General features: G+C 41.8%; 8 protein-coding genes. 7 read left to right on the top strand and 1 reads right to left on the bottom strand.

From position 1 onward, the window contains the following. The first annotated feature begins 13 nt into the window (after nt 1-13). The 5 genes from IGJ45_RS14200 to IGJ45_RS14180 all read left to right on the top strand — a co-directional run bounded on the left by IGJ45_RS14200 (nt 14) and on the right by IGJ45_RS14180 (nt 8,614). Nucleotides 14-1,606, top strand: coding sequence for a xylulokinase (locus IGJ45_RS14200; protein ID WP_041119874.1), 1,593 nt, complete (start codon nt 14-16; stop codon nt 1,604-1,606). A gap of 22 nt (nt 1,607-1,628) precedes the next feature. After that, entirely contained in the window at nt 1,629-2,324 is a 696-nt protein-coding gene (locus IGJ45_RS14195) for an L-ribulose-5-phosphate 4-epimerase (protein ID WP_096710903.1), read from the top strand. Nucleotides 2,325-2,343: 19 nt separating this feature from the next. Then, on the top strand, nt 2,344-3,768 hold the full coding sequence (gene araA, locus IGJ45_RS14190) for an L-arabinose isomerase (protein ID WP_021150548.1): 1,425 nt from the start codon (nt 2,344-2,346) through the stop codon (nt 3,766-3,768). Nucleotides 3,769-3,983: 215 nt separating this feature from the next. After that, nucleotides 3,984-6,347, top strand: coding sequence for a phosphoketolase family protein (locus tag IGJ45_RS14185; protein WP_029486312.1), 2,364 nt, complete (start codon nt 3,984-3,986; stop codon nt 6,345-6,347). 626 nt (nt 6,348-6,973) lie between these two features. Next, nucleotides 6,974-8,614: a glycoside hydrolase family 43 protein gene (locus IGJ45_RS14180; RefSeq protein ID WP_005470138.1), complete on the top strand. Its 1,641-nt coding sequence runs from the start codon at nt 6,974-6,976 to the stop codon at nt 8,612-8,614. 104 nt (nt 8,615-8,718) lie between these two features. Here IGJ45_RS14180 and IGJ45_RS14175 read toward each other — a convergent pair whose 3' ends face one another. Then, entirely contained in the window at nt 8,719-9,873 is a 1,155-nt protein-coding gene (locus tag IGJ45_RS14175) for an ROK family transcriptional regulator (protein ID WP_096710904.1), read from the bottom strand. 274 nt (nt 9,874-10,147) lie between these two features. On the opposite strand from IGJ45_RS14175, the gene xylA reads away from it, so the two are divergent. Both xylA and IGJ45_RS14165 read left to right on the top strand, forming a co-directional pair. Further along, nucleotides 10,148-11,455, top strand: a complete 1,308-nt coding sequence (xylA, locus tag IGJ45_RS14170; RefSeq protein WP_003128196.1) for a xylose isomerase — start codon at nt 10,148-10,150, stop codon at nt 11,453-11,455. A 135-nt stretch (nt 11,456-11,590) separates the two neighbouring features. Then, on the top strand, nt 11,591-13,099 hold the full coding sequence (locus tag IGJ45_RS14165; RefSeq protein WP_003128197.1) for a sugar ABC transporter ATP-binding protein: 1,509 nt from the start codon (nt 11,591-11,593) through the stop codon (nt 13,097-13,099). Nucleotides 13,100-13,107: the final 8 nt, after the last annotated feature.

The following is a 13,107-nucleotide window of genomic DNA, read 5'->3' as shown; positions in this document are numbered from 1 at the left end:
GGAGAGAAGAGAAATGGAGCAGCAAATAAGTGAAGCGATTCAAGAAGGGCGCACGGCACTTGGAATCGAGTTAGGATCCACAAGAATTAAAGCTGTCTTGATCGATGAGCAATTTCAAACCATCGCAACCGGTAGTTATGAGTGGGAGAATCAGTTATTAGATGGTGTCTGGACCTATTCTTTGGCATCTGTCTGGCAAGGAATCCAAGAAAGCTATCAAGCATTAGCAGCTTCTGTTCAATCCCGATACGGGGAACCTTTGACGAGAATTGGTTCAATTGGTTTTTCCGCTATGATGCATGGGTATCTCGCTTTTGATGAGAATGATCAGTTATTGGTGCCTTTCCGCACTTGGCGCAATGCCAGCACAGAAGCAGCCGAAAAGGCTCTAACTGAATTGTTCCAATACAATATTCCGCAACGCTGGAGTATCGCTCATCTGTACCAAGCCATTTTGAATCAAGAAGCGCATATACCGGAAGTCAACTTTTTGACGACATTAGCGGGCTATGTTCATTGGCAGCTGACAGGTGAAAAAGTAATCGGTATTGGGGATGCCTCGGGAATGTTCCCAATCGACAGCCTACAAAAAGACTATGATCGACAGATGATGGCCCAGTTTGATGATCTGATCCTTCCAGAAAATTTACCTTGGCAGTTAGCAGATATTTTGCCCAAAGTCTTAGTAGCTGGTGAAGCAGCAGGCACTTTGTCGGCAGCAGGTGCTTTGCGGTTAGATCCAACAGGAACATTGTTGCCGGGTATTCCATTCTGTCCACCCGAAGGAGATGCGGGAACCGGAATGGTTGCGACGAATAGTGTTGCGCAAAGGAGTGGGAATGTCTCTGCCGGAACATCAGCTTTTGCTATGATCGTTCTTGAAAGCGGTCTCTCTAAAGTCTATCCAGAAATTGATCTGGTAACAACGCCAGCAGGAGATTTAGTTGGCATGGTTCATACGAATAATTGTACTTCGGAGATCAATGCATGGGTCAAAGTTTTTCGGGAATTTGTAGAAGCAGCAGGGGTCGAAATGAGCACAGAAGCTCTGTTTACGACATTGTTCAACCAAGCACTGAAAGGAGATCCTGACTGTGGTGGGTTGTTGTCTTATGGGTATTACTCAGGAGAGAATATTACAAAAATAGCAGCTGGTAGACCATTGTTTGTTCGCTCCCCAGAAAGCCGCTTTACTTTAGCAAACTTTATGCGGCTCCATTTGTTTAGTGCGTTTGGTGCGATGAAGATCGGGATGGATATCCTAACTAAAGAACAAGTCAAGATCGACCGAATCGTAGGACACGGAGGGATTTTCAAGACTCCGACTGTTGCGCAGCGGGTGTTGGCTGCTGCGATGGAAGCACCAGTGACGGTGATGGAAACAGCAGGAGAAGGTGGTGCTTGGGGCATCGCTTTACTGGCAGCATTTATGAAAAAAAAATCGGTAGAAGAAACACTTACAGTCTTTTTATCCAGAGTTTTCCAAGGAAAAGAAGGGACAACTTTAGCGCCATTACCTGAGGATATAGTTGGTTTTACTGAGTTTGTTAAGCGCTACCAACACGGTCTGCCGATCGAGCAAGCAGCGATCGATGGATTGATTTAAAACAAAAATAGAGGTGAGTCATTTGTTAGAACAATTGAAAGAAGCCGTCTTCCAAGCCAATTTAGCTCTGCCAAAACAGGGCTTGATCAAATACACTTGGGGCAATGTGTCTGCCGTTGACCGCAGCCAGCAGCTATTTGTGATCAAACCTAGTGGGGTTGATTATGAAACGATGCAAGCTAGTGATATGGTGGTCTGCGATTTTGAGGGGAACGTTGTTGAAGGAAAGATGAATCCTTCTTCTGATACCCCTACTCACGCTGTATTGTATCGAGCGTTTCCAGAAATTGGCGGCATCGTCCATACCCACTCCACTTGGGCAACAAGTTGGTCACAGGCAGGAGTTGATTTGCCGGCAATGGGCACGACCCACGCTGACACCTTTTATGGCAGTGTCCCTTGTGCGCGCTTTTTGACACAGGAAGAAATTGACCGTGGTTATGAAGCAGAGACTGGAAACGTGATTGTTGAAACTTTCCAGGAACGCGGTATCCAACCTTTAGAGATTCCCGGCGTCTTGCTGCAGGGACATGGTCCATTCACTTGGGGCAAAGATGCTCAAAGTGCAGTCATGAACGCAGTCGTTTTAGAAGAAGTAGCAAAGATGAACGTTGTGACGCGTCAGATCAATAGTTATGCACCGGAACTGCCGCAGCGCATCCTTGACAAGCATTATCTACGAAAACATGGCAAAGATGCCTACTATGGGCAAAAATAATCAAGAAGGAGCAGACAATATGTTAGCAATCAGTAAAAAAGAATTTTGGTTCGTTGTAGGATCTCAGCACTTATATGGGGAAGAAGCCTTGCAAGAAGTCCGCGATCATACAGCTGAAATGGTCAAACGCTTGAATGACAGTGGAAATCTGCCTTATCCAGTCGTTTTACAAGAATTGGCAGTCACTGCGGACACGATTACAAAGATCATGAAGGAAGTCAATTATCGGGATGAAGTAGCTGGTGTCATTACTTGGATGCATACCTTCTCACCAGCAAAAATGTGGATCCGGGGAACGAAACTGCTGCAAAAACCATTGCTTCACTTGGCGACTCAATACAATGAACGCATTCCTTGGGAGACCATCGATATGGACTTTATGAATTTGAATCAGGCAGCCCATGGGGATCGCGAATATGGTTTTATCAATGCGCGTTTGCAGAAACAAAACAAAATCGTTGTCGGTTATTGGAAAAAAGAGACGGTCCAAAAAGAAATCGCAGCTTGGATGGATGTGGCGGTTGCTTACAATGAAAGTTTTGCTATCAAAGTCGCTCGTTTCGGCGACAACATGCGCAATGTTGGGGTAACAGAAGGGGACAAAGTCGAAGCACAAATCCAATTTGGTTGGACCGTGGATTACTTTGGCATTGGTGATCTTGTTCAAGTAATCGATGCTGTGACCGATGAAGAGATCAATGACTTGTTTGAAGAATACCGTAATTTGTATGAGTTTGATCAGGGAGATTATGAAGCCGCAATCTGGGAAGCACATGTGAAAGTACAGGCCAAACAAGAAATCGGCATCCGCCGTTTCTTAGAAGCAGGAGGCTATAGTGCGTTTACGACCAACTTTGAAGATCTTTATGGCATGCAACAGCTACCAGGATTAGCTGTACAGCGACTCATGGCGGAAGGATACGGATTTGCTGGTGAAGGTGACTGGAAAACAGCAGCCATCGATCGTCTTATGAAGATCATGGCACATAATAAAGCAACCGGTTTTATGGAAGACTATACCTATGAGTTGACCGAAGGCAAAGAAGCCATCTTGCAGTCGCATATGATGGAAGTGGATCCAGTATTGGCTGTCAATAAACCAAAAATCGTCGTTTCGCCGCTATCAATGGGGGATCGAGAAGACCCAGCACGATTAGTCTTTGACGGACAAGGTGGCGCAGGAGTAGTTGTATCTATGGCCGACTTTGGCACTCACTATAAATTATTGATCAATGAAGTCGATGCTTTTGAGCCAACAGAAGCCGCACCTAAATTGCCGGTGGCTCGCGTGATGTGGACGCCTCGTCCCGACTTTCATCAAGGAGTCAAACAATGGATCGAAACGGGAGGCGGACATCATACGGTTGTTTCATTAGCGTTGACGTCAGATCAAATCGAGACGTGGGCAAAACTCGTTGGTTTGGACTATGTGACGATCAAGTAGCTATTAAAAAAGTAGACAAGACAACAGAAAAGAGCCAACACTGACAAGACCAAACCCTCTCATACTGAAACATGTTGGGAGGAACTCTGGTCTTGTTTTTTCTTGTGCTGAAGCAGACAAATCATAAGAGAGATGCAAGGTGTACAATCAGCAAAATTGACTTTTAAAATCGAGACGCATAGACTTTTAATTAAGAGAAAGCAAGGAGGAGTAGTATGGAGACAACATTTGATACCCAAGAGTATTTTGACAAAATGAATGCTTGGTGGCGGGCAGCCAACTATCTTTCTGTCGGACAAATCTATTTGAAAGACAATCCACTGTTACGGCGGCCCATTGAAGAAAAAGATCTGAAAGTCAATCCGATTGGTCACTGGGGCACCATTGCTGGTCAGAATTTTATCTACACCCACTTGAATCGTGTCATCAATAAATATGATTTGAATATGTTCTACATTGAAGGACCTGGTCATGGAGGTCAGGTGATGGTTTCGAATGCCTATCTAGATGGAAGTTATACGGAAATCTATCCAGAAGTAACCCAAGATGAGGCCGGGATGCAGCATCTTTTCAAAATTTTTTCCTTCCCAGGAGGAATTGCTTCCCATGCGGCACCAGAAACACCAGGATCGATCCATGAAGGGGGCGAACTAGGTTATTCCATCGCGCATGGAACAGGAGCTGTCCTTGATAATCCTGATGTGATCGCTGCTGTTGTGGTTGGAGATGGCGAAGCTGAAACCGGTCCGTTAGCGGGCAGCTGGTTTTCTAATACATTTATCAATCCGGTAAATGATGGGGCTGTTCTGCCGATCTTACATCTGAACGGTGCTAAAATCTCTAATCCAACGATTCTGGCTCGCAAATCGGATGAAGACCTAACCAAGTATTTTGAAGGAATGGGTTGGACACCTTATTTTGTTGAGGGAGATGATCCTGCTACTGTTCATCCGCAAATGGCGAGAGCATTGGACCGCGCCGTTGAGCAGATCAAAGCGATTCAAACCAAAGCTCGTCAAGGAAAAGCTGATGAAGCAGTCATGCCCCACTGGCCTGTTCTGATCGTGCGCACACCTAAAGGATGGACAGGACCAAAAATTTGGGAGGGAGAGCCGATTGAAGGCGGTTTTCGCGCCCACCAAGTACCTATCCCAGTCAATGCGCATCAGATGGAGCACGTGGATGCACTAATCGATTGGCTGAAATCGTATAAGCCAGAAGAACTCTTTGATGAATCTGGCCGCATCAAGGCTGAGATTCAAGAACTCGCGCCGAAAGGACAGCAACGGATGGCAATGAATCCCATCACTAACGGGGGAATCGATCCTCAACCGTTGAAAATCACCGATTGGCGACAGCATGCGATCGATATTGGTGTTCCTGGCTCAACCACTGCTCAAGACATGATGGAGTTCGGAAAGTTTGCTCGGGATTTGATTGTTGAAAACCCGACTAATTTTAGAATCTTTGGTCCGGATGAAGCCAAATCCAATCGTTTGAACCATGTTTTTGAAGTGACAAATCGCCAATGGTTAGAACCAAAACAGCCAAACTATGATGAATGGCTAAGTGCTACCGGACGGGTGATTGATTCCCAATTATCGGAGCATCAAGCAGAAGGCTTCCTAGAAGGCTACGTCTTAACTGGGCGTCATGGCTTTTTTGCTAGCTATGAATCTTTCTTGCGAGTGGTTGATTCCATGATCACTCAGCACTTTAAGTGGACGCGTAAATCGAAAGAATTGCCTTGGCGCCATGCCTATCCGTCATTGAATTTGATTGCTTCCTCAACCGTATTCCAGCAAGACCATAATGGGTATACCCATCAAGACCCAGGGATCATGACACATATCGCTGAGAAAAAAGCGGAATTCGTACGGGTCTATCTACCAGCAGATGCCAATAGCTTGATGGCTGTAATGGCAGAAACATTCCAAACTGAAGAACAGATCAATCTGATTGTTTCTTCGAAACATCCTCGGCCGCAGTTTTATACGGCAGAAGAAGCGGAGATATTGGTAAAAGACGGCTTAAAGATCATTGATTGGGCTTCAACAGACCAAGGAGAACCTGATTTGGTGATCGCTGCAGCAGGGACAGAGCCAAATTTAGAAGCTCTCGCTGCTGTAAGCCTGCTGAATGAGGCGTTTCCAGAGTTGAAAATCCGCTTTATCAATGTTGTTGATTTATTGAAACTACGTCATCCGGATGTCGATCCTCGTGGATTGACAGATGAAGAATTTGAGGCTTACTTTACTAAGGACAAGCCAATCATTTTTGCTTTCCATGGCTATGAAGGACTGATTCGGGACATTTTCTTCGGCCGCAAGAATCAGCGTTTGCATATTCATGGCTATCGTGAAAATGGCGATATCACCACACCATTTGACATGCGGATCTTATCTGAACTTGATCGCTTCCATTTAGCGAAAGACGGCGCTGAGTGGGTCTATGGCGAACAAGCTGCCGACTTTGCGCAACGAATGACAGAGACGGTTGCCTATCACCATGACTTTATCCGTGAGAATGGCTATGACATTGCTGAAGTCCAAGATTGGCAATGGAAACCATTGAAATAGAAGACGAATCAAACAAAAAACTGTCCAGCAACGATCAAGAGATCTGTTGTTGGACAGTTTTTTTTAAACAGAATCTAAATGGTCTTTTGTTTTACAGACACTATAAATGGAAAGAAGCTGAGACTGTTATAAGTAAATTAGGGTCTAGAAATTTTCTAGATATAAGTTGAACGAATGAAAATAGTAGCTAAATAGAGGGAATGCGCAGGAAATGATTTTTACGGGAAAAAACAGGTCTTGCTTTTTTTCTTGTAAGCGTGTACTATGAGGAATATAGTTGGTTTGGAAATAAAACGAACTAACTTGTTTGTCACCATGGTCACTGACAAAGGATGTTTCTTAGAGCGATTGCTAGCTCAGAAAAAAGAAGAAATGATAACGGGAGATGAGTTCTATTACCGAAAGATTTCCCTATATGTTAATTAACTAGTCAATGCTATTGCGTGACTCCTATTGTGACTTCAATATAGTTGAAAGAACTAAATGGTGTTTCAAGGGGTCTAACATACGCCGATATGAAAGCGTTTCATTCGGCTGATTGTTGCTAGAAAAAATTAGGAGGGCTTTGAAAACGATGTAAAATAAGCCGCCCTTTATTAAATAATGGATATACGGAGGTAGTTAGTATGAAAATTAAAAATCCTGTTTTACCTGGTTTTAATGCAGACCCATCGATCATTCGCGTCGAAGATACGTATTATATTGCCAATTCGACATTTGAATGGTTTCCAGGAGTGAGATTGCATGAGTCAAAAGATCTGGTTCATTGGAATCTATTGCCTTCTCCTTTATCAACAACGACATTATTGGATATGAAAGGAAACCCTTCTTCTGGCGGAATTTGGGCACCAGATCTCTCCTATGCAGATGGAAAATTTTGGTTAGTCTATACGGATGTCAAAGTAGTTGATGGTGCATTTAAAGATATGACCAATTACTTGACGACAGCGACAGATATCAAGGGTCCTTGGACTGATCCGATTAAATTGAATGGTGTTGGTTTCGATGCTTCTTTATTCCATGATGAGGACAATCGCAAATATTTAGTCCAACAAACATGGGATCACCGCGAATACCATCATCCATTTGACGGAATCACGTTAACAGAATTTGATACACAGACGATGAAATTAAAGCCAGATACTGCTAGAACCATCTATCGCGGGACAGCAGTCAAATTAGTTGAAGGACCGCACCTTTACAAAATCAATGGTTATTATTATCTTTTTGCGGCAGAAGGGGGAACTGTTTTTACCCACCAAGAAGTGGTGGCACGCTCTAAAACATTGGAGGCAGATTCATTTGAAACGGAACCAGATGGTCCATTCCTAACGAACTTTGATACCCCAAATTCCTATCTACAAAAACAAGGACATGGTGCCTTAGTAGATACGCCAAGTGGTGAATGGTATTATGCTTCACTCGCTGCACGGCCATGGCATCATCCAAATGAATCGATTACTGATCCAAGAGGATGGTCAACATTAGGTAGAGAAACATCGATTCAAAAAGTCGAATGGGATCAAGATGGCTGGCCAAGAATAGTAGGGGGGCACGGAGGAACAACTTATGTTGATGCACCTAAAGATGCGATTTTGACGGAAGCACCAAACGATCATTCACAAATCGATGATTTCCAAGATGAAAAACTGGATATAAACTGGAATACACTGCGCGTGCCATTTTCAAGTCAGATGGGGCGTGTTGGAAACGGACAACTGAAATTGATTGGCCGGGGTAGTCTTGCTAACTGCCATGACTTATCCATGATTGCTCGCAGATGGCAAGCCTTCTATTTTGATGCCGTGACAAAAGTAAAATTTTCCCCATTTTCGTATCAGCAAATGGCAGGATTGACCAACTATTATAATGACAAGCATTGGTCCTTTGTATTTGTGACGTGGAATGAAATAAATGGCACAGTTATTGAGGTAGCTGAGAATAACAGGGGTGTTTACACCTCTTATTTAAAGGACGCAGCCATCAATGTTCCGGAGGGGATCGAGTATGTCTGGTTTAAAACAAAAGCAAGAAAACAAACCTATACTTATGAATACTCGTTTGATGGAAACAATTGGCAGACGATCCCTGTGACGCTAAATGCAGCTGTTTTGTCAGATGACTATGTACTGCAAACATCTGGCGGCTTTTTCACTGGCGCCTTTGTAGGGTTGGCCGCAGTGGATTATTCTGGATATGAAACTGAAGCCCAATTCGATTTCTTTGAATACAAGGAATATGGGGATGAAGCTGATTCCGTAAAATAGGAATGAAGCCCTTAACTAGGTGGAAATGAACACCTAGTTAAGGGCTATTTATTAGGAGTAATGTGAAGCGCGAAGTGATAATAAACATTCAGATAGTGGAACAGTTAATTGGTCAGCTTTAAGTGTTTGATGTTTAGGAAACGTTGAAGATTAAAAACAAGGCCGCCTAGCAAGGTAGCTTTTTCATCTAATAGACTACTTCTAACAATCACTTTTTCAGAGAAACGACTATGTAGCGATTTTGTTAATTGCCCAATCATATCAGGAATTTCATGATACAAAGAACTATTCAAGATGATGACCTCTGGATCATAATGTACAACCAGATTGTTGATGCCAGCACTTAAGTAATGGACATTTTCCTCAGTTACATGAATCGCATCCGGATCATTATTTTGGTAATATTCGCGCAAAATGATGGCATTCACATAATCCATCGATTTTATGTTCGCAAATTTTTCAAAACAAACTTTATTTGCAGCATACATTTCCAGACAGCCGTGATTGCCACAAGGACACTCAATCCCATAAAGTACCACGATTTGATGCCCGATTTCTCCCGCCAGTCCATTTGTCCCGGTTTGTAGAATACCGTTCTGCACAATTCCCGCACCGATGCCGCTATGCATATTGATACAGATCAAACTAGAAGATTTCGAAGAGAAGGTATACTCCCCTAAAGCAGATAGATTCGCTTCATTTTCCAAGTAGACCGGATAATCGACTAATTCTTCGGCAATGTCCCGAAATGGAATCTGAGCCAGCTCGTGGTGGGGCGTAAAGATGACATTGCCCTCATGAACAGGACCGTGAACAGCGATCACTACACCAATAATTCCATAATAAGTTTCTGGCAAGGATTTCTTAAAGTGATTAAAAAGCTCAGTGAAATGGTCTTTGATCGTATGCTCATCTAAATGGATCGGCTTTTTTTGAATCGACTGGACTTCTTCTCCATCAAGAAAAGCCAATAGTCCATTGATATAGTTGTAGCCAATATCAATGGAAATGGAAAGTCCAGATTTTCCGTTGTATTGCAAAATGATTGGTTTGCGTCCGCCAACATTGCTGGATTCGCCAGTGCCGATTTCGATGACTAGCTGATCTTCAATTAATTTTTTGACGATAGCGGAAGTGGTGGCTTTGGTAAGTCCAGTCATTGTTGAAAGGTCTGCCCGGGAAAGATTGTGATTGTTCATAATCAATTCTAGACAAAGAGATTCGTTTTTTGTACGGCTGATATAAGTTGATTTGGTCATAAATAAATTCACCTCGTTAATTTATTAATTAAATATACTTACTTTATTGTAGATGTTTTCTCGTTTTTTTGCTAGTTATTTTGTATGTGAAACAAAATGGAATCCTTTACAATAAACATTTTAACTCAAAATGAAGACAGAGAAGAAGAATACTTTGATTTATAAATAGCACTTGACTAATTTATGGAAAGCGGATACAATATCCTTGTTAAGTTAGTTCGTAAGGTAAACGAACTATAAAATATTGTTATTTTGCTTTTAGGAGGAATAGAGAATGAGTTATTTTCCAAATGTAGAAAAAATTAAGTATGAAGGCCCTCAAACAACAAATCCATTTGCTTTTCGTCATTATAATCCAGAGGAAGTTATCGCTGGAAAAACTATGAAGGACCATTTGCGTTTTGCTATTGCTTACTGGCATACAATGACACAAGACGGTAGTGATCCATTTGGTTTACCAGTGAATCAGCGTACTTGGTTTGGCGCAACAGAGATGGAGACTGCACGAAATCGTGTAGTAGCTTTTTTTGAAATTTTAGAAAAATTAGGCGCAGAGTATTTCTGCTTCCATGATGTCGATATTGCACCTGAAGGCGATAGCCTAGAAGAGTTCTACAAGAACCTAGATGAAATCACCGATCTCATCAAAGAGCAAATGGACCGGACAGGAATCAAATTGCTTTGGAATACGGCAAATATGTTCAGTAACCCAAGATATATCAACGGAGCTGCGTCAACAAATAATGCAGATGTTTTTGCTTATGCAGCTGCTCAAGTAAAAAAAGGATTGGATATTTCGAAAAAACTCGGTGGAGAAAATTATGTGTTTTGGGGCGGTCGTGAAGGATATGAAACGCTGCTGAATACAGATATGGCATTTGAGCAAGACAACATTGCCCGCCTGTTTAAAATGGCAGTCGCTTACGGAAATAAAATCAATCATAAACCGCAATTCTTGATTGAGCCAAAACCAAAAGAACCAAGCAAACACCAATATGATTTTGATGCAGCGACCGCACTGCAATTCATTCAAAAATATGGGTTAGCAAGTGACTTCAAATTAAACTTAGAAGCCAACCACGCAACATTAGCTGGTCATACATTTGAGCATGAAATCGAAGTTGCAAGAATCAACCAAGCACTTGGATCACTGGATGCCAATCAGGGAGATGTTTTGCTAGGCTGGGATACGGATGAATTTCCGACGAATGTTTACGATGTCACACTTGCAATGTATGGTGTCTTAGAAAACGGCGGTATTGCTCCTGGCGGAATCAACTTTGATTCAAAAGTTCGGCGCTCGAGCTTTGCAATGGAAGATTTGTTTTTAGCCCACATTGCCGGAATGGATACATTTGCTAGAGGCTTGAAAGCAGCGGTTAAATTGAAAGAAGACCGTTTCTTTGATGAATTGAAAGAAAAACGCTATGCCAGCTTTCAAACAGGGATTGGTGCATCCATTATTTCCGATCAAGAGGACTTAGAAAGTCTGACTGAATATGCACTAAAATTAGAGGATATTCAATTAGAATCTAGCCACATCGAATATGTCAAATCACGCTTGAATGATTATTTAGTCTAAACTACTTGGTCAGTAATATAGAAATAGTCTGAGCAGGAGCAATCAGCCATTCTTAGTCTCACTCCTGCTCAGGGAATAAATGTTTTCGATTATTGTAGAAAATAGGCTGACGTTTTTTACAAGAAGGAGGTTTTCATGGAAAATGAACTTTTGTTTTCAATGACAAATATTGAAAAAAGTTTTGGGCCTGTACATGTATTAAAAAAAGCAAGACTAGAAGTTCGAAAAGGTGAAATCCATGCTTTCATGGGAGAAAATGGAGCTGGAAAATCAACACTGATGAACATTTTAGCTGGTCTAATAGACAAAGATGAGGGAGAGATCATCTTTGAAGGAAAAGAAATCCACAAAATGACCCCAGAAAAAGCAACTAAGTTAGGGATTGGCTTTGTGCATCAAGAGCTGAATTTAGCGGAAGATTTATCTGTTGCAGAAAATGTGTTCATAGGCCGGTTACCTTATAAGAATCAGCTATTAGGAATTGTCGACTACAAGAAACTTTATGAAGATACTCAGTATTGGTTGAATCTTATTGATGCAAAGGTGAAACCGACTGATCTTGTAGCTGGGTTATCCACAGCTAATAAGCAGTTAATCGAAATTGCAAAAGCGCTGAGCCTGAATGCAAAAGTAATCATTTTTGATGAGCCAACAACCTCATTATCCGACAAGGATGTCGAAGTATTATTTATTATTATTCGAAGATTAAAAGAAAAAGGGTTTTCAAGTATCTATATTTCCCACCGGATGAAAGAAATTTTTGAACTAGGTGAACGAATCACGATTATGCGTGATGGTGAGTACATCGCCACAGACGAAGTGAAAAACTTATCCGAAGATCAAATCATATCTATGTTAGTAGGGCGTGAGATTAAAGACTTATATCCCAAACAACCAACTATCATTGGTGAACCGTTTTTACAGGTAAATCATTTATCGGATCATTTGGAACGTGTGAAGGATGTCAGTTTTGAAGCAAGAAAAGGTGAAGTTCTTGGATTTGCTGGGTTGGTAGGTAGTGGCCGAACAGAGACGATGCGCTTGCTTTTTGGCGCAGATCGCATAAAGACCGGCGATATTAAAATCAACCAACAAAAAGTTTCAATAAAATCCCCCGTTGATGCGGTTCGCAATGGGATCAGTTTATTGACAGAAGATCGTAAACATCAAGGCTTATTGCTAAATCTTTCGATTAAAGACAACATCAACATCACCAATTTAGAAAATTTTGTTTTAAATCAAAATCAGTTAAAAGAGAATGCACAGACATTTGTCAAAGATATTAATATCAAAGTCAGTAATATCGAAAATCCTGTTGCCAGTCTTTCGGGAGGAAACCAGCAGAAAGTTGTTTTAGCAAAATGGTTAAACAAAGATAGTCAACTATACATCTTTGATGAACCAACTAAAGGAATTGATGTCGGGGCAAAATCCGAAATCTACTCGATTATTAATAAGCTGGCGCTGCAAGGGAAAACAGTTTTGATCGTTTCATCTGAAATACCAGAATTGTTAGGTATCTGCGACCGAATCCAAGTGTTTTGTGAGGGAACGATCGCCGGTGAAGTTAAGGTCAGTGAGTATGCAGATAAAAGAGATGAGGCACAAGAATTAATTATGAAATACGCAACGACGGATCAATAAAATAGTTA

Origin of the sequence: Enterococcus sp. DIV0574 (assembly GCF_051711125.1) — a bacterium.
GTDB classification, from domain to species: domain Bacteria; phylum Bacillota; class Bacilli; order Lactobacillales; family Enterococcaceae; genus Enterococcus_D; species Enterococcus_D gallinarum.
This window is presented reverse-complemented; position numbering and strand designations above follow the sequence as displayed.